This window comes from Phyllobacterium sp. GQ127, from assembly GCF_059758635.1.
This window is the reverse complement of the sequence record NZ_JCAXDZ010000006.1, coordinates 163,245-179,944: the sequence shown is the minus strand read 5'-3', so window position 1 is coordinate 179,944 and position 16,700 is coordinate 163,245. Positions and strand designations below refer to the sequence as shown.

Annotated in this window: 17 protein-coding genes and 3 pseudogenes; 5 read left to right on the top strand and 15 right to left on the bottom strand. The window is 53.7% G+C overall.

The features are described 5' to 3' along the window. Positions 1-56: 56 nt before the first annotated feature. Positions 57-425 carry a YbaN family protein gene (locus AC6CHM_RS20225; RefSeq protein ID WP_498174408.1) on the top strand — a complete coding sequence of 123 codons (369 nt, stop codon included), beginning with the start codon at positions 57-59 and terminating at the stop codon, positions 423-425. Here AC6CHM_RS20225 and AC6CHM_RS20220 read toward each other — a convergent pair. The 6 genes from AC6CHM_RS20220 to AC6CHM_RS20195 all read right to left on the bottom strand — a co-directional run bounded on the left by AC6CHM_RS20220 (position 422) and on the right by AC6CHM_RS20195 (position 6,504). Next, entirely contained in the window at positions 422-1,498 is a 1,077-nt protein-coding gene (locus AC6CHM_RS20220) for an ABC transporter ATP-binding protein (protein ID WP_498174406.1), read from the bottom strand. The two genes, AC6CHM_RS20225 and AC6CHM_RS20220, sit on opposite strands and share 4 nt — an antisense overlap. Next, positions 1,495-2,436, bottom strand: a complete 942-nt coding sequence (locus AC6CHM_RS20215; protein WP_498174404.1) for a carbohydrate kinase family protein — start codon at positions 2,434-2,436, stop codon at positions 1,495-1,497. The genes AC6CHM_RS20220 and AC6CHM_RS20215 overlap by 4 nt, the downstream gene beginning before the upstream one ends. A 1-nt stretch (position 2,437) precedes the next feature. After that, a complete protein-coding gene (locus AC6CHM_RS20210; RefSeq protein WP_115054101.1) occupies positions 2,438-3,454 on the bottom strand; it encodes an SIS domain-containing protein in 1,017 nt (338 codons plus the stop codon). Between the two features lie 2 nt (positions 3,455-3,456). Beyond that, positions 3,457-4,302 carry a carbohydrate ABC transporter permease gene (locus tag AC6CHM_RS20205; protein WP_115053984.1) on the bottom strand — a complete coding sequence of 282 codons (846 nt, stop codon included), beginning with the start codon at positions 4,300-4,302 and terminating at the stop codon, positions 3,457-3,459. Beyond that, positions 4,302-5,183 carry a carbohydrate ABC transporter permease gene (locus AC6CHM_RS20200; protein WP_115053985.1) on the bottom strand — a complete coding sequence of 294 codons (882 nt, stop codon included), beginning with the start codon at positions 5,181-5,183 and terminating at the stop codon, positions 4,302-4,304. The genes AC6CHM_RS20205 and AC6CHM_RS20200 overlap by 1 nt, the downstream gene beginning before the upstream one ends. Before the next feature lie 82 nt (positions 5,184-5,265). Then, on the bottom strand, positions 5,266-6,504 hold the full coding sequence (locus tag AC6CHM_RS20195; protein WP_498174401.1) for an extracellular solute-binding protein: 1,239 nt from the start codon (positions 6,502-6,504) through the stop codon (positions 5,266-5,268). A 196-nt stretch (positions 6,505-6,700) separates the two neighbouring features. Between AC6CHM_RS20195 and AC6CHM_RS20190 the strand changes: the two genes are divergently transcribed. Next, positions 6,701-7,915: an ROK family protein gene (locus tag AC6CHM_RS20190; protein WP_498174399.1), complete on the top strand. Its 1,215-nt coding sequence runs from the start codon at positions 6,701-6,703 to the stop codon at positions 7,913-7,915. Positions 7,916-8,212: 297 nt separating this feature from the next. Here AC6CHM_RS20190 and AC6CHM_RS20185 read toward each other — a convergent pair whose 3' ends face one another. Next, a complete protein-coding gene (locus AC6CHM_RS20185) occupies positions 8,213-8,311 on the bottom strand; it encodes a DUF2274 domain-containing protein (protein ID WP_370878713.1) in 99 nt (32 codons plus the stop codon). Positions 8,312-8,560: 249 nt separating this feature from the next. Here AC6CHM_RS20185 and AC6CHM_RS20180 point away from each other — a divergent pair, with 249 nt between their 5' ends. Then, positions 8,561-8,878 carry a hypothetical protein gene (locus AC6CHM_RS20180; RefSeq protein WP_498174397.1) on the top strand — a complete coding sequence of 106 codons (318 nt, stop codon included), beginning with the start codon at positions 8,561-8,563 and terminating at the stop codon, positions 8,876-8,878. Here AC6CHM_RS20180 and AC6CHM_RS20175 read toward each other — a convergent pair. The 3 genes and pseudogenes from AC6CHM_RS20175 to AC6CHM_RS20165 form a co-directional block, all read right to left on the bottom strand. Continuing rightward, positions 8,848-9,043, bottom strand: a pseudogene (locus tag AC6CHM_RS20175) (integrase); the annotation flags it as partial. The gene AC6CHM_RS20180 and the pseudogene AC6CHM_RS20175 overlap by 31 nt on opposite strands. A gap of 68 nt (positions 9,044-9,111) precedes the next feature. Further along, a complete protein-coding gene (locus AC6CHM_RS20170; RefSeq protein ID WP_498174395.1) occupies positions 9,112-9,498 on the bottom strand; it encodes a type II toxin-antitoxin system VapC family toxin in 387 nt (128 codons plus the stop codon). Then, on the bottom strand, positions 9,495-9,743 hold the full coding sequence (locus AC6CHM_RS20165) for a type II toxin-antitoxin system VapB family antitoxin (protein ID WP_307277867.1): 249 nt from the start codon (positions 9,741-9,743) through the stop codon (positions 9,495-9,497). Before AC6CHM_RS20165 ends, AC6CHM_RS20170 begins: the two co-directional genes overlap by 4 nt. Positions 9,744-10,062: 319 nt before the next feature. Here AC6CHM_RS20165 and AC6CHM_RS20160 point away from each other — a divergent pair, with 319 nt between their 5' ends. Then, positions 10,063-10,482, top strand: coding sequence for an aminotransferase class I/II-fold pyridoxal phosphate-dependent enzyme (locus AC6CHM_RS20160; RefSeq protein WP_498174392.1), 420 nt, complete (start codon positions 10,063-10,065; stop codon positions 10,480-10,482). 191 nt (positions 10,483-10,673) lie between these two features. Then, a pseudogene (locus AC6CHM_RS20155) lies at positions 10,674-10,778 on the top strand (BON domain-containing protein); the annotation flags it as partial. Between the two features lie 17 nt (positions 10,779-10,795). Here the strand turns inward: AC6CHM_RS20155 and AC6CHM_RS20150 are convergent. The 5 genes and pseudogenes from AC6CHM_RS20150 to AC6CHM_RS20130 form a co-directional block, all read right to left on the bottom strand. Then, entirely contained in the window at positions 10,796-12,400 is a 1,605-nt protein-coding gene (locus tag AC6CHM_RS20150) for an MBL fold metallo-hydrolase RNA specificity domain-containing protein (protein WP_498174390.1), read from the bottom strand. A 134-nt stretch (positions 12,401-12,534) separates the two neighbouring features. Then, positions 12,535-13,266: pseudogene (locus AC6CHM_RS20145) on the bottom strand (YoaK family protein); the annotation flags it as partial. Between the two features lie 25 nt (positions 13,267-13,291). Next, the gene (locus AC6CHM_RS20140) at positions 13,292-13,978 is read right to left on the bottom strand and encodes a helix-turn-helix domain-containing protein (RefSeq protein ID WP_498174388.1); all 687 of its coding nucleotides are present in this window, start codon (positions 13,976-13,978) and stop codon (positions 13,292-13,294) included. A gap of 521 nt (positions 13,979-14,499) precedes the next feature. Then, positions 14,500-15,114, bottom strand: coding sequence for a response regulator FixJ (fixJ, locus tag AC6CHM_RS20135; protein WP_498174470.1), 615 nt, complete (start codon positions 15,112-15,114; stop codon positions 14,500-14,502). Next, the gene (locus AC6CHM_RS20130) at positions 15,110-16,663 is read right to left on the bottom strand and encodes a PAS domain S-box protein (RefSeq protein WP_498174386.1); all 1,554 of its coding nucleotides are present in this window, start codon (positions 16,661-16,663) and stop codon (positions 15,110-15,112) included. Before AC6CHM_RS20130 ends, fixJ begins: the two co-directional genes overlap by 5 nt. Between the last annotated feature and the right edge of the window lie 37 nt (positions 16,664-16,700).

Genomic DNA, 16,700 nt, shown 5'->3' with positions numbered 1-16,700 from the left:
ATGCAAAAACATGTAGATACTTGTCTACAATAAACAGCGCGTGGAAAGCAGGCGGTATGAACAAGGCGAAGCGGACAGTTTATTTCGCGCTCGGCTGGCTAATGGTCGCGCTCGGTTTCATAGGTCTGCTTCTTCCAGTAATGCCCACAACAATCTTCCTGATTTTGGCCGCCTGGTGTTTTGGGCAATCATCGCCGCGTTTTGAGAAATGGCTGCTAGAGCATCCCGTCTTTGGGCCGACATTGGTCAATTGGCGAGAACGTGGCGCCATACCAATGCGGATCAAGTGGATTGCGTGCGGCGGCATGGCCTTTGGTTATGCTTCATTTTATTTTTTTGCCCGGCCGTCACCATTATTGGCAGGGTTCGTCGCTATATTTTTTATTGCCAGCGCTGCATATGTTCTCAGTCGGCCAAGCATTTAAATTCGCTTTTCTGTCGATTTGTCGAACACATGCAGAGCGTCGGGATCGATGGCAAAGCGTTGCATGGCCCCCACTGTCACCTGCGATCGAGGGGGCAGACTGGCGGTAAGACGTTGCGTGCCAATGGTGGCAGTGACAACAAGTTCCGGCCCTGTCAGTTCGACCACTTCAATCTTTGCATCTATACCAAAATTCGTGACCCCGACCTGCGCAAGCGTCAGACCCTCGGGACGGACGCCAACTGTAATGTTCCGCGCTTCAGCGGCGGCCTTGTGAAGATGCGCGGGGAGGGGAATACTGCTCAGTGTCCCGTCAATATGAGCAAATCCATCGGAGAAAGTGGAATCCAGCATATTCATTGGTGGAGAGCCGACGAAACTTGCCACATAACGCGTAGCGGGGCGATTATAAATTTCATCCGGCGTGGCCAGCTGTTCGATTTGACCATCGCGCATAACCGCGATGCGCGTTGCCAGTGTCATGGCCTCAATCTGATCGTGCGTCACATAGACAATCGTGGTTCCAAGCATCTGATGCAAACGCTTCAGTTCGGTTCGCATTTCCATCCGCAATTTCGCATCGAGATTTGAAAGCGGCTCGTCAAACAGGAATATTTGCGGATCGCGCACAAGCGCACGCCCAATGGCAACACGCTGGCGCTGACCACCGGACAGTTCGGACGGTTTGCGCGCCAGCAAATTCTCAATCTGAAGTATCCTTGCCGTTTTTTGCACCGCGACATTGCGGTCGGCTTCGGAAACTTTGCGCATTTCCAGACCAAAGCCAATATTTCGGGCCACCGACATATTCGGGTAAAGCGCATAAGACTGGAACACCATCGCTATATCCCGGTTCTTCGGATGAATTCCGGTTACAGAGCGGTCACCAATGCGCACATCACCGACCGTAGCCTCGGCCAGTCCAGCGATAATATTGAGCAGCGTGGACTTGCCACAACCTGAAGAACCCAGCAGCACGAGAAACTCGCCATCGGCAAGTGACAGATCAATCCCTTTTAAAGTTTCGATGTTCCCATAGCGTTTGCGAATATCAACTAGTTCAAGCGCGCTCATGACTCTTTCCCCGAAACGATTTGAAGATCTTCACCATCATAACGGCGAGGCACAGTGGATATGGCCATGGTTGCGATACGCACACCAGCGCGCAGGCTTTCTTCAATGCTCTGGCCGCTGGCTTGTGCGGCAACGAAGCCAGCATTGAAAACATCCCCGGCACCGATCGTGTCGACGACGGCGACAGAAGGGGCTTGCGCCGAGACAACAATATTGTCCGGTCCTATGGCAAGCGCCCCTTCCGGGCCACGTTTGACCACAACAATTGCATCGTCCGGCATCAATGCCTTCAGCTTGTGCGCAGCTTCAATTACATCGGTCGCGTGGGTAAGGGAGATGGTTTCCACCTCATTAAACAAGGCGATATGACAGCGGCTTAGCCAATGTCGTGTGCGCGAACGATTTTCCTCTGTCCATCCGTCTATAGGCCAGCCTGTATCAAGAGCGATCTTGATATTATGCGTTTCTGCCCAGTCAAACAGGGCATCATAATCATTTGCAAGTATGCCGGTCAGGAACGAGCCGCACAGGATTGCAGTGCCACCTTCCAGAAGCTTCGGATCAAGCATTTTGTGCACGTCTGTCCACGACAAGTGCGCAATGTGGCCTTTGGTTGTGAAGAATGTGCGTTCGCCATTGGGATGAGTGATCCCGACGGAAAGAGTTGTTCCGGTCCGGCACACGGGCCAATGCACGGCATGGTCGTTGAATGCCTGCCGCAACCATTCGCCGAACTGATCATCGCCAACATTGGCGGCGATCTGGCACTCAACGCCCAAACCCAGCAAAGCCAAAGCCGCATTGCCAGCCGATCCGCCGACCCGAAGCTCATCGTGATCGACCATGATCTCCGTACCTGGCTGTGGCCAAGGTTCGGCAGGCCCCAGTATGAGGTCAACATTGACATTACCGATAATGGCAAGAGGCCGCAGCGCCATATTATTCACTCCGCGTAATTTTGGTGGAACGTACAGGCGTTCCAAGGTCCTTTACGCGCGAACCGGCAAAGCCGAGCATGAAATGTTGCGCAGCGGGCAGAAGTGCAAAAACAGCGGCAATACCTGATGCGGCACCGACATCAATCATTACCGCCTCTTTGATCGGCTCTTCATCCGATGCATCAAACACAATAACCGGCGATCCGGCCTCGAGCGCCGAGAGCGCCATGCGGCTGACGAGTTCCGCCGTTCCGTCCTTGGCTCGAAACAGAACAACGCCAACATCTGGTCCGAGCATCTCCATTGGCCCGTGTCGCAATTGACCGCCTTCCAGCGAGAAACAAGGAATACGCGACAACTCGGTAAGACCCAGCGCTATGGCTTCGGCCACACCCTGCATTCGCCGCCCGGATGTGACGATCGCCCTCACATTGGAAAAAGCGGAAATCGCTTCTTTGACTTGGGTAACGTCAGACGATCCCAGGATCCGCAAGGCTTCCGCCGTGTTTTCTCCCAACGCATTGATGATCGCGAGGTGCAACGCAAAGCTTATGGTCAGACTGCGCGTCGCAGCAAATGCCTTTTCAGTTCCGCCAGCACCTATGAGGGAAGGAATTGTCCGCGCCAGCGTCGACCCTTCTTCCAGCGTCAGACCGAACGTATCAGCTCGAATGCCTGTCTCACCGAACCAACGCAAAACTTCGGCACTTTCACCTGACTGAGACGTGACAATAATTGTTTTGCCATCTGTCGACAGTGGCTGACCCAGTTGTTCGGACAAAGGAACCGCAATCGCATCAATACCGAGGCTTCGGTAAAATGGCTCAACTGCACGACCGACCGCATGCGAACCGCCCATGCCGAACAGCAGTAACTGCCGGGTCTTGCGCAATGACTGTGCAATTACAGCTGCCAAAGTCGAGGCGTTTTCAAAGGAAGCCAAGGCGTCTGCATTCTGCCGTGCCATTTCTTTTTCAATAGCGACAAGTCCGTCGGGCTTTGTAGTTTCAGAAAGCATATTCATCCTTTAACGCCGCCACTTGTGAGGCCCGAAATTAGAGCACGCTGCATGAACAGACCGATCAACAGCGGGGGGAGGGCAGCCAGTACGCCCGCAGTTGCAATCAAACCGTAATCCGACACGCGACCGCCAGCCAGATCGGCAATAGCCACGGTCAATGTCTTGGCGCGCTGATCAGAGGTGAAAAGCAACGCATAAAAGAACTCATCCCACGCAAGCAGAAACGCAAACAGAGCGGCAGTGGCCATAACCGGTGCCGCCAGGGGCAGAGTAATGAGGCGTAATATCTGATCCAGCCGCGCTCCATCCATAACCGCTGCGCTTTCGATTTCTCGCGGGATAGAGTCAAAACCTGATTTTAACAGCCATGTGGTGAAAGGTGCCAGGATCGTCAGATAGACGAGGGCGAGTCCGAAGACATTGTTGAGTAAGCCCCACCAGGCAAGAGCCATGTAAAGCGGAACTGCAAGAGCAACCGGCGGAAGCATGTAGGTGGCAATGACCGCATAAAGGGACCAGCCAACCGCAGGTGTTCGCGAGACTGCCCATGCCGCCGGAACGGCAATGGCTAGCGCTGCTATAGTCGCCATGCCTGCAACCTTGAGGCTGTTGAAAAGAGAGGCGACAAATGCTTCACCCGCACTGTTTGCAACAGAAGAAAGCAGCACACCATATCGCGAAAGATCGACAGTATCAGGCCACCAATGCAATGGTTTTGCGAGCAGGTCAGGTGTTGAGGAAATGCTCATAACAAACAACCAGGCAACTGGCGCAAGAATGACGATAGCCAAAACCAGTGCCGCAATATGAACGAAAATGGTCAGGGTGAGGCTTTGACGCTCCATCATGACGCTCCTGCGGTTTTGCGAATAAGAGCTGCATAGGCGACGGCAAGCACCGTCACCAGCAAGGTGACAATTAATGCCAATGATGCGCCTGATCCGGCTCGCTGGAACGAGAATGCTTCCTGATAGACGAGGATGGACAGGGTGCGGGTGCTGTTAGCAGGACCGCCACGGGTCATGACCCAGATAATATCAAAAACCTTGAAAGCTTCGATGGTCCGCAACACCAATGCAACCATAAGTGGGCCGGCCAGATAGGGCAGGGTGACAAATCTGAAACGTGACCAGACTCCTGCGCCATCGACCATGGAAGCTGCCGTAATATCGCGGGGCACAGCCTGAAGAGCGGCAAGAGCAATTAGGGCAACCAGCGGGAAGTTTTTCCAGCAATCGGCAAGAATCAGCGATGCCAGTGCTGTCCCGGGTTCGCCGAGCCATGAGCGATAGGAATCAAGCATCCCTATTTGCACGAGGAGTGCATTCAGTGCTCCATATTCGGGGTTGTATATCAGGCGCCACAAGGTGGCGTTGACGACAGTTGGCAAGGCCCAGGGTAAAATCATCAGTGCACGCAAGACCGAGCGGCCGTAGAAACGTTGATTGAGAAGCAATGCCGCCAAGACCCCGATCACCATCTCTGCGGAGACGGAAAGAACCGCAAACCAAAAAGTTGTCAGGAGTGAACGCTGGAAATTTGAACCGGAAAGGACCTTCACATAATTGTCCAGCCCAACAAAACTGCCTTGGGTTCCTACCAGCTTTGCATCGGTAAAGGATAGCCGGATCGTATCGATCAGCGGCCAGCCAATAACCGCTATCATGACGACAAGCAGCGGCAGCATAAGCAGCCATGCCCGGGTCGTAATCCAATTGTTCGTCATGAAATATTGCCCGTCACATCATCAATATATTATAATGAATGAGGGAACGGCGGCAGACAACGCGGCCGCCTTTCCAATCAAATCATAATCCGCTGTTTTCAGCCGCCGTTTTCAGCGCTGCTTCCGGCGCTTCTTGGCCCAACAGTGATTCTTGAACTGCTTGCTGCAATGCCGTCGACAGTTCCTGATATTTTGGTGTTGTCGGGCGCGGATACATGGCAGCCAAACCGGTCTTGGCGGCCGCGATCAGTTCTTCCTGACCTTTCGAAACAGCCGGGTCGTCATAAGACGATGTCCAAATTGGCAAGCTGAGCTTGGCATATTGGTTTTGCGTCGCCTGGGAAGTCATGAAAGTAATGTACTTCCACGCCTCATTAGGCTGTTTGCTGGTCGAGGTAATCCCGAGACCCATCGAGCCGTTAACTGCCGAGACCGTGCTTTTTCCTTCTACGCCGGGAGCCGGAACGACTCCCACCTTGCCTGCAACTTTGCTGTCCTTTGGATTGTTGGCCATGTTGTACATATAAGTCCAGTTCAAGGCGAAGGCAGCTTCGCCATTCTGGAACACGCGCCGGACATCTTCTTCGAGAAATTCCTTCGAGTTGGGGTTTGTCAGGCCTGACTTGTAGCTTTCAACCATGTAGTTGAGCGCATCAAGGCCGCCACCTGTCTGGAATACCGGTTTGCCATCCTTGATAAAACTGCCGCCATAGGCGCTGACCAGCGTCGTGTAATCACAAATCGCAGCTTCGGCCTGAGACCAACTCCAGGCTATCGGCGTTGAGAGCAGACCCTTATCCTTGATGATCTTGGCCTGCTCGGAAAGCTCGGCCCAAGTCCTGGGCGGGTTCGCGATACCGGCTTTTTGTAGAATTTCCTTGTTGTAGAACAGATATTTGGTGTCGAGTATCCATGGCAGACCATAGCGCTTGCCTTCATATTCGACAGTCGTCCATGCACCGGGAAGAACGCCTGATTTCATCTCGGGAGTGATCTTGTCCGACACATCGAGCAATACTTTGTTCGTTGCATATTCAGCAGGCCAGATAACGTCGAACAATACAACGTCATAGCCGCCACCCGATCCCTGTGCGAGGACAGTCTTGTCATGCAAGCCCTCGTATGGAACGAATTCAAGATTGACCGATATATCCGGATTCGCCTTTGTGAAAGACTCTGTCATGGCGCGCACATCAGCTTCGCTGTAAGCGGCCTGTGCCATGAACAAGGCATTGATCTTGGTTTGAGCGTGAGCGGGTGCGGACAGCGCCGCCGCCAGCAGCGTTGCGCCTAAAAGCGCGGTCGTGACGGATTTCAACATTCTTACCTCCTGTTTAGCTCTGGCAGTTCTGAACGCTGACCGGTATGGACAGTGCTCGGTGATCGCTACAGATCGAGAGCTTTTGCTCACGTTCCCCTGGAGACGATTTTTCGGCGACTCTTTCGGTCGACTATTAAATCAATTCTCTTGACTTATTAGTCGATCAATATTCTGCTGCTGTCAAGAGGGCTTGGACATGGATGACAGACCAACGATAAGAGCCAAAAGCGGCACCAATCTTGGTGGAGCAAGCGCGCATAATCGACGTATCATGATTGATGCGCTACGGATTAACGGAGCCTTGTCTCGTGCCGACTTGGCGAGGGCGACCGGGCTGACACCCCAGACAGTGTCCAACATTATCGAAGAGCTGGCCGGTGAGGGTCTGGTACGCTCGCAAGCCAGTATCCGAAAGGGCAGAGGGCAGCCGGCAACACCCTATCAACTGGTACCCGAAGGAGCCTTTGCAATCGGCCTCCAGATTGACCGACATGTAACGCGCACTGTTATCGTCAACCTGGTTGGTGATGTGCTGGTTCAAATCGAGGCAATGCTCCCGTCAGGGGGACCGGAGGTAGGTGTCGTCGTGGTGCTTGATCTTGTAGCACGGGCAAGAACAATGTTAGCCGAACAGGTTTCCGGCGGTGAAGATCGCCTTGTCGGGCTTGGGATTGCCATGCCCGGACCTTTTGGCATTAACACGCTCTATGACGATCCATGGATGATGACCGCCTGGCAGAACTTTCCACTTGTAGAACGTATCGCCGAAGGTACGGGGCTTGAGGTTGCGTTACAAAATGACGCTTCGGCGGCGGCGACAGCGGAGCGGTTACTCGGCGCAGCACATGGACTTGACCATGCCATCTGCATTTATTTCGGTTATGGCTTGGGTACGGGTCTCATTCTCAACGGCGAGCTTTACGGAGGCGCCCATTCCAACGCCGGAGAGATCGGCATGATGCTGACCTTGGTGCCGGGAGATGGTGCCGATGTCGAGCCACTGGAGCACTATGCTTCGATGGCGGCATTGTGCAAATTACTGGAACTTGATCCATCTGCGCCTGATCTGTTTGCAATGGTGACCGACGCAGTGCATCAGGGCGGGTCAAAACTTGAAAAGTGGATGGATGATGTAGCGGAACGGTTGCGGCGCGCGGTCCAGATACTCGAACTCGTTTTCGATCCGCAAACAGTTATCCTGTGCGGTGGCGCTCCCCGAATTCTGATTGACCGGCTTGTTGAAAAAATCGAGCCCTTACTACCATCCATTGCTGATCGGACAAACCGCCATCCGCAGCCGCGACTGCAAGCTGGACTTGCCGATCCTTGGTCTGCTGCAATAGGTGCCGCAGCTGAACCCATTGCACGCGCTTTCGACCCCCGATTCTCGGCAATCTTGAAGAACGCGTGAACAATACGCCAAGGAGGCTGATTATTCCCTGCCATCTCGTCACGCACTCTGCCTCCAAACCTTCAATAGGTGATCGCGAGCAACCTCAGACAGATACGCCGGGTAAGCTTACGGTTGCCTCGTGCGGGACCAGTTGACACACTGCAACGGATTTTGCGACGTGGCCGCCAATGTCTCGCGGCAGAGAAAGCGCTTTGTGACATTGGGGGGCGTGACCAACAGTTCAGGCTTGGGCCGGTCGCTGCCCCACTGAATAATGGGGCAGGGCAGACTGATTTTCCACGTTGAAGCGAGAGATCAGGAACCCGGGCGACCTGGTGAGGTATAAGCAACGAGATTCCTGTGTAGTGGCACGGGTAACTCAATCATCGCCTTGATCGGCTTTTCATCGAGAATCGCGCCAAAGCTTCAGCTTCTCCGTGATCAACCTCCTTACGGTTCCAGAACGAGACCACGCGTGACGATCACGCCTACCTGCCAAGGCTGGAGCGAAACCTGGCCGATATGATTGCGCGGGTCTGCTGCAGTGTGAGGCCGAAGAACTCTGAGGTCGCCTCAAGCAGGGCAAGCGAGCAGGTGCCTTCGTCCAAGTCGATGTTTGTCGTCAGCAGTGCGCCTTAAGGTCGGTGGGGGTCTTGGCCGACGATGTCAGCGAGCGTCCGGTGTGGCCGCGGCTTACAGGGCGTGCGCGTCAACGCTGTCGCGCCCGGCTATGTCGGCACCGAACTGACGCTCAAGGGGCGCAGCAAGGAGGAATGGTTCGGAACCTGCATGCGCATGACGCCAATGGGAGGCTGGGCGAGCCCAGCGAGATCGCCAATGCCGTTCTCTTTCCGGCCGACGCACCGTCTATATCACCGGCACGGTATTGACGTTCGATGGCCGCTAAGAGAGACGCGCCGCTCGATGGTTCGACACCGACTACGGTTTCATGCAGTGCCGGTCGCGCATGCCGTAATGTAGAGCCCAACGACTTGGGGATCAGCGAGGAGGGGACGCAGGTTCGAACGCCGGCACAAGCCGAGAAGTGTTTCCAGTCGGACGCATAAACCTTGCGAGTATTGGCGGAGCTCGCGCCTCGACATAATCACGGGCACGCTCGGTCAGATTCTGCAAATGGGTCGGCAGGGGAGGAGGCGCACTTAGAGCAGAAGGGGTTAGCGAATTGTAGTCGGTTGGTTGTGAATCGTCGGCCGTCAGGCCGCGTGAACGTCGGTTTGCGAGAAGTCGTTGCCTTTGAACAGCAGCGGTTCGCCCGAGGCTTTCGCCAGAGCATAGGCGAAGCAGTCGCCGAAGTTGAGGCCGGCCTTGTGACGGCCCTTGCCGAAATCAAGGAAAGCCTGTCGGGCCAGTTCGCCATGCTCCAGTGTCACAGGCTCCACGATGATGCCGGCGCGCCGGAAGAAGGCTTCGGCCTGACGCATGCCATCGGCCCCGAGTTGGCCCTCCACCACCATAGCCAACTCGACGTAATTGGCGACGCTGATCCGGGTGACCTCAGTGTCATGGATGATCTTAACGAAGCTCGCCGCCTCGGGCTCAAGATAGAGGATTGCGACCAGAGCCGAGGTATCGACGATCATTTCGGCAGGCCGTTCTTGTCATAAAGGAATTCGGCATGATCGACATAGGGGCGCTTGACGTGCGCTGCGGCACGATCGGCGATCGCTAGGAGCTCCTCGACGCTGGCCCGGCCCTTTTGCCGTTCGATCTTGGCGAACCGCTCGCGTAGCGCCTCGGTGACGACGCGGGTCATGCTTTCCCCCGTGGCGTGAGAAATCGCCTGCGCCAGGCGGTGGGCTTCCGGATCTTTGATGCTGAGGCTCATCTGTGGTGCATTCCATCTAGAAAAATAGCGTTATTTCTAGATTTCTACACGGAATTGTTGCTGCTTTCAAGCCTGCCAAAAACGTCGATAATTCTTTTGGTAGGAAGTTTTCCAAACGCAGCGGGCGGGATCGCCATTTGTGACAAGATTGGCGGGGCTGAAAATTCAGAGGAAGCCCGAATGCACTTGAGGTTCACAATCTGGATATCGCCATCGAGACGGTGCGCCAGCATTTCAGGTAACGTAAGTCGTAATTGACGTGAGCTGAAAGACAGATTTTCTGAACATTGTACCTTAGTTTCAGCATTCGGAGATCACTATGTCAAACGCTCACACATTCAACACCGAGACCGGAGCGGGATGGCTGTCACAAAGCCTTTCTGCCGTTCGGTCCTCTCCCACAATCGCAATCACAAGGCTGGCTAACGAGTTGCGCCGCGCTGGCAAATGCATCATCGGTCTTTCGCAGGGCGAGCCGGACTTTGATACGCCTGACCACTTGAAGGCTGCTGCCGTCGAGGCAATCACCAAGGGTCAGACAAAATATACCGATGTGGACGGCACGCCCGCACTTAAGCAGGCGATCATCAATAAGTTCGCCCGTGAGAACGTACTAACCTATGAGTTGAACCAGATTACAGTCGGAACAGGTGGAAAGCAGGTTATTTTCAATGCGCTGGCCGCCACGCTCGACGAAGGCGATGAGGTCAGCTTCGACCGATCAGCTTACACTCATTAGTGTGGAAGAGAAGCGTAAGATTGTCAGCGACTGACACTCGCAGTGTTGGAATCTTAGGCCGATGCACTCAACGCGCACATCAATGTAGTTAAGGCCGAGCTGGACGCGGTTGTCGCCAGCTAAACAATAGAATGGGCGTAAGGGGTAGTAGAAACGGCGGTACAAGGCGGCAAGCAGCGGGTCTTCTCAGAATTGAAGGACACGTGGAGGCTTGGACGGATCGCAATCTAGCTACACGGGCAGCGTGGTCTGCTCCTGGCGTTAGAGCGGTTGAAGATCTGCTGACCGTGGGCTGAGCAGGCGTACAGAACAGCTATTTTTCGCCCTCAGCGGCAGCTTCCATGGCACGCCTGAGACGGCGAATTGTCGCTGCCCTTCCTCGCTCGTCCGCCTCTTCGCTCACTACCCGGCTGATATCCAACAGCAGGCGCGAAAGATCGTTGTGCCAGTCGAGATGAGCGATGTCGGCCGGATGCAGGCGAGGGGCACGAGACGTATTGACACGGTGCGCTCCGTCATGTGTCAGTTCATATGTTTCGTCCAACATAGGTGCGGCAATCGTTGTCATGGGAAACAGGGATTTGAGGCGCTCCTCTAGTGCTTTAAGACCGCTTTCTTCACCGTGTGTGAGGAAAATCTGATGCTTGATCGGAAACCGCTCTTGCACCCAGCGTTGAAGTTCCGACGCATCAGCGTGGCCAGAATAGAGGTCAAGTTGGCGAACCCTTGCCTTAACCTCTATTTCGTCGCCTTGAATTCTGACCCGAGTTGCTCCGTCAAGCAGTATCCGGCCCAACGAGCCCTGGGCTTGAAATCCGACAAGCAGCAAAGTGGCTTCCCGCCGCCACAGGTGGGCTTTGAGGTGATGCCGGATGCGTCCCGCATCGCACATGCCACTCGCCGCTATGACAATGAAATTGCCATTTATCTTATTGATCGCCTTGCTCTGCTCCACGGTTTCAGTGAAACGAACGTTTGAAGCGGCAAGGGCTTGCAGCAGAGCGGCTCCATTCTCAATCTCCCGTGCATGTCGCTCGAAAATTTCGGATGCACGTGTTGCCAAAGGTGAGTCGACAAAGACTGGCATTGTTGGAATGTCCCCGGCTTTCATGAGCAGAAACAAGTCTACGAGCAATTCCTGGGTGCGTTCCACGGCGAAAGAGGGGATCACAAGCGGTCCCCCGGCTTTTGATGCCCCCAGCACTTCATCTCGCAACATTGCGCGCCGCTGGTCCGGAGTGACATCGCCGCGGTCACGATCACCATAGGTAGATTCGCAGACAAGATAATCCAACGCGGTTGGACCCTCTGGTTTGAACTGCAAAAGCTTGTGGTCAGGCCCGATGTCGCCAGAGAAAAGCAAACGCAATATCTGGCCACCGTCCGTCGTTATTTCGAGCTCTGCCGAAGCCGATCCCAAAAGATGACCAGCATTCCAGAAACGGGCCCTGACGCCATCCACAACCGTGAACCAATGAAGGTATTCGTGGGGACGAAAAAGAGGCATGCAGGTAGCCGCATCGTCCTGTGTATAAATCGGTAAAACAGTCTGCTTGCCCCTGCGGACGTTGCGCCGGTTCAATTGTTCGACTTCCGTTTCCTGAATATGAGCCGAGTCCGGCAACATAACCGAACATAGATCTACCGTCGCCAACGTGGCAAATACGGGACCGTTGAAGCCATGTTTGACGAGTTTGGGCAGGAGGCCGCTGTGATCGATGTGTGCGTGAGTGAGTACGACGGCGTTGACTGCCGAAGGCTCAAAGGGAAACGGTTCATAATTCAATGCTCGCTCGGATTTCGAACCCTGAAACATTCCGCAATCAATAAGGATGCGGACATCCTGCAGTTGAATTTCGAAACATGACCCGGTGACACCGTGCGCCGCTCCATGGAAATGCAGTCGGGGATTTTGCATTGATCACGTCTCTGTTGGGGTGAATATTGTCTATTTGATCTTCAAGTGTCGATTCCGATTTGCTTGTGTGCATTGATCTCGATCAATCAGAGGCAAGCCGATGTTCATCTGGTGGGAGTTTTGGCAAACGATTGTTTCACATCGTCCAGTAGTGGCACAGCCGTTGTCGCGAAAAGGACAATGGCAAGAATTATCGTCGCACCAAAGCCAGCCAAGCTGAAGCCGAATGCGCCGAGTACACCTCCTGCAAAGAACAAGAACACCAAGAGTGAATGAACTTTAAGCTTTGCCCGGTCAGCGCGTACCAATTGCTTGGCAATGTCATTGCGCACAATGTTCCAATAGAAGAGCTTGCCCAGTTCAATTCCCATATCCGTGGTCATTCCCGTTACGTGCGTCGTCCGGATGCGAGCGTTGGAGAGCTTGGTAATGACAGCGTTTTGCAGGCCCATAATAAAGCAAAGGATTGCCACGGTCGCAGGAACAAAGAGCCATTCGTGTCGGGAAAGATTGCTGCCCATGACGCCAAAGCAAAGCAACAGGATAGCTTCTACCGCAATTGGAAAAGCATATATGCTCTGACGAGAATGTCGCTTTCCCCAGTTGACAAGTATGGCCGACACGATCGCGCCAGCGACAAAAGACGAAAAAGCGCCCAAGCCGGCAAGTGCAAATTTAACGTCGCCCAGAGCAACGCTATCGGCGACAGAAGAAACAATGCCTGACATGTGCGAGGTGTATTGCTTGACTGCCAGGAAGCCGCCGGCATTCGCAGCGCCAGCGACGAATGTAAGAATGTATGCCAAGTGCCGGTCAGCGGCTTCGTTTCTTGCCTGTCCTGTCAGCCGTCGTAAATAGGATTTCATAGTCTTCCGCCGGTTATTCCTTTGCTCACTCACTCATGGAGCGAAGCGCATTCCATTTTTTTATTTCAGCACTTCTTAGAGTTGGCAGTGCGATTATTCCCTTGTCTTTCAATCTTGAAAATACACGTGAGACGGTTTCGATGGTCAGACCCAGATAATCGCCGATGTCCATCCGCGACATCGGCATATCCACCAGTTCCAGACCGCCTTGGCGCTCGGCCAGATCGAGTAAGAATGCTGCCACCCGCTCGGCCGCCGTCTGACGGCCAAGAACGAGCAGATGTTCCTGGGCGCGTGTGAGACTGCGCAATGTCAGTGAAAACATTTCCTGAGAAATATCGTTCAGTTTCCAGCGAGGAAAAAGACGCAGGTTCGTACCTGTTATGGCTTCTGCATAAAAATGGTGGTTTTCATCTGCTTCGAGACCGAAGATTTCGCCCGCTAGATAAAATGCACTGATCTGCCTCCGCCCGTCTGCGAGCAATCGATATACGCGCACAGCACCAAACTCGACCTGGTATATGGTTCCTGCCTTTTCGCCTTGGGCGTAGATCTCCGAGCCCGGCGCATAAAACGAGATCTGATGCGGGTGAGTAAAGCCGTAATTCGGTTGAACAACGGAACCATCGCCTTCCCATCTTGGCTGCAATGACTTTTGGATTATTGTATAGGACAGCATGACAATCTCCCATTCGATCTGATGGGACCACATTCGCCGAATCCATTGGAAACAGAAATTCGTTTATGTACCTACGTATTACTACTTAGACATAGTTTTTCCGGCCGATCTGACGGCCATAATCAGCGCGTTGCCCAAGATTGGTTTCCTGAGAACACGAACGCCGGGCGTCGTCGAGACGGGCCCGGGGCCGTCAACTAGAAGCAAAATGGGTTTTCTGATAATTCGGAGCATGGCAGGCGCAGAAGGATCGTTCGAAATGGCCTCTTCGTCCATAATAATGCATCTGCCTTCAGCCACACGAGTTGATGCAAGTGCAGCCGCCAGGCTCTCGAATGCAACGACGGCAAAGCCTTCAACTTCTAACGCAAACTCCAATGACCGTCGCAACCCGTGATCGGGGGCAACGACAAGCACTTGGCATGGATCAGACAATTGGTGTGTTCCCTTGCAAAATTAGCATACAAACGGTCACTGAGAGACCGTTCAAATACTACTCATGCTTTGGATGCCTGCATTGCGCTAAGTCAATCGGAATCAGGTTCAGTAAATAATCAATCCAGATCGAGCTTGATGCTCAGCGCCATTCGTACCAGCTCAGGAAGACTTTTTGCCTTCATTTTCGCCATTACATTGGCGCGATGAACTTCAACCGTACGTGGACTAATATTTAGATCATAGGCGATCGATTTATTAGCAAGACCCGCCACCACACCTGAAAGGACTTGTCGTTCGCGATCGCTTAGGTCATTCAATCTCGATTGTATACCCAAGGTATCGGCCAAGTCATCTGGCGTTTCGGTCAATTGGGCAGCCGCGCGTTTTACAGCTTCAATCAACTGTTCGTCTTCAAATGGCTTCTCAATGAAATCCAATGCTCCCGCCTTCATCGCCTCTACTGCCATTGGGACGTCACCGTGGCCCGTTATGACAATCGACGGAATATGAAGGTCGGCAGACTTCAGACGGCGTAGAAGTTCCACGCCACTCATGTCGGGCATGCGCAAATCTGTAATCAGGCAACTGTTGCGAATTGTCGGTGCCACAGCAAGAAATCCAGTCGCGGACTCATGTATGCGGACGGTAAAGCCGGACATCGTCAGCAAAAAAGCCAAAGATTTTCTGACGGCCTCTTCATCGTCCACCACGTGAACAGTGTAGTCATCAATCGACATTGTCGTGGTGATCCTCGATTGCCGGAAGTGTGAAACGGAATGTTGTACCTCCACTTCTATTCTTTTTTGCAATTATCTCCCCGCCATGGGATTCGACAATGCGTTTGGAGATCGAAAGTCCAATCCCCATGCCCCCGGGTTTGGTTGTCATGAAGGGCTTAAATAGTTGTGCAACGATCTCGTCTGGAATGCCGGTGCCGGTGTCTGCAACCTCGACAATCACCCAACCGTTCGGGTCCAAACTGGTTTGCACAAGCAGTTCACGTTTCTCGCTGTCGCGCATGGCTTCCATGGCGTTGCGTATCAGGTTGATCAAGACTTGCTGAATTTGCACGCCATCGACCATTACCAATTTCGCATCGGATCCGAATTCGAATACTGATCTGATCCCTCGCTCCCGTGAGCCTACAAGAGCAAGTGCGCCAGCTTCCTCGACCAGTTTGCGGATGTCTTCTCGCGCCTTATCGGTTTCGCCCCGGGTCACAAACTCCCTTAAATGTCTAATGATCTGGCCGGCGCGGAGTGCCTGCCGCGACGTTTCCTCAAGAGCGTCCCTCATTCTGGAGGCAAGTGCATCATCCATGTCGCGCAGCAGGCGCGTACATCCTTGGGCATAATTTGCGATGGCCGACAGTGGCTGGTTCAACTCGTGGGCCAAGGTCGATGCCATTTCCCCCATTTCGTTAAGTCTTGCGAGCCGTGCCAGCTCGCCTTGTATTTCTTCGAGTCGAGCCGCAGACTCCTGACGCTCGGTAAGATCGCGGATGAAACCCGTGAAGAAGATTTTATTCCCGGTTTTTATCTCGACGACTGCTAGCTTCATCGGAAAGGTCGAGCCATCCTTGCGTTTGCCGACCACAACCCGATCCACGCCGATGATGCGTTTTTCGCCGGTCTCAAGATACCTGCTTATATAATTGTCATGCTCCTTCTGATAAGGGTCCGGCATCAATATGCGGACATTCTTGCCAACGACTTCTGCCTCTGTGTAGCCGAATTGGCGGACGGCTGCCGCGTTGAACGATGTAATCGTCCCGTCTTTTTCGATAACAACTGTCGCATCGAGGACGGTATCGAGGATAGACCTGAGATGTGCTTCGCGGGCGTCGAGGTCACTCACCGTTTTGTCGGCCATTCTCCGCGCACGATGAAGCAGCCCACCCATCCACGCGATCACCAGCCCAATGACTATCAAAATACCAAACTCCAGGATGGCTTGCGATCGATCGAACTGCATTCCGCCCAGATAAAGCGAGGAAGTCAGGGAAAGAAATAACGCTGCCAATCCCGGGCCAATTCCGCCTGCTATTGAAGCCACGAGAATCGAGGGAATGAAGAGAATAAAAGTCGCACGATCCTGAAGCAGGTCCTGCATCGCAAGCCGGAGCAACAAGGCAATCAGTACTCCGATCCCTGCGAGCACATAACCCTTGGCACCTTCGAAATGCGAAGAGAGTGCCGCTTTAAGGAACCGTCCCCGAAAACCGGGTATGTTTCGTACTGGCATTGCGCTGTCGGGGTCCGGATCTAAATGGGAAGTCATATTGTCCGATATCACAGAGCAACATAAATGCGCTTTT

Bases quoted from the DNA above. Each gene is read 5' to 3' on its own strand.
- AC6CHM_RS20225 (WP_498174408.1), top strand. From the start codon at position 57: ATGAACAAGGCGAAGCGGACAGTTTATTTCGCGCTCGGCTGGCTAATG.
- AC6CHM_RS20220 (WP_498174406.1), bottom strand. From the start codon at position 1,498: ATGAGCGCGCTTGAACTAGTTGATATTCGCAAACGCTATGGGAACATC.
- AC6CHM_RS20215 (WP_498174404.1), bottom strand. From the start codon at position 2,436: ATGGCGCTGCGGCCTCTTGCCATTATCGGTAATGTCAATGTTGACCTC.
- AC6CHM_RS20210 (WP_115054101.1), bottom strand. From the start codon at position 3,454: ATGCTTTCTGAAACTACAAAGCCCGACGGACTTGTCGCTATTGAAAAA.
- AC6CHM_RS20205 (WP_115053984.1), bottom strand. From the start codon at position 4,302: ATGGAGCGTCAAAGCCTCACCCTGACCATTTTCGTTCATATTGCGGCA.
- AC6CHM_RS20200 (WP_115053985.1), bottom strand. From the start codon at position 5,183: ATGACGAACAATTGGATTACGACCCGGGCATGGCTGCTTATGCTGCCG.
- AC6CHM_RS20195 (WP_498174401.1), bottom strand. From the start codon at position 6,504: ATGTTGAAATCCGTCACGACCGCGCTTTTAGGCGCAACGCTGCTGGCG.
- AC6CHM_RS20190 (WP_498174399.1), top strand. From the start codon at position 6,701: ATGGATGACAGACCAACGATAAGAGCCAAAAGCGGCACCAATCTTGGT.
- AC6CHM_RS20180 (WP_498174397.1), top strand. From the start codon at position 8,561: ATGTCAGCGAGCGTCCGGTGTGGCCGCGGCTTACAGGGCGTGCGCGTC.
- AC6CHM_RS20170 (WP_498174395.1), bottom strand. From the start codon at position 9,498: ATGATCGTCGATACCTCGGCTCTGGTCGCAATCCTCTATCTTGAGCCC.
- AC6CHM_RS20165 (WP_307277867.1), bottom strand. From the start codon at position 9,743: ATGAGCCTCAGCATCAAAGATCCGGAAGCCCACCGCCTGGCGCAGGCG.
- AC6CHM_RS20160 (WP_498174392.1), top strand. From the start codon at position 10,063: ATGTCAAACGCTCACACATTCAACACCGAGACCGGAGCGGGATGGCTG.
- AC6CHM_RS20150 (WP_498174390.1), bottom strand. From the start codon at position 12,400: ATGCAAAATCCCCGACTGCATTTCCATGGAGCGGCGCACGGTGTCACC.
- AC6CHM_RS20140 (WP_498174388.1), bottom strand. From the start codon at position 13,978: ATGTGGTCCCATCAGATCGAATGGGAGATTGTCATGCTGTCCTATACA.
- AC6CHM_RS20130 (WP_498174386.1), bottom strand. From the start codon at position 16,663: ATGACTTCCCATTTAGATCCGGACCCCGACAGCGCAATGCCAGTACGA.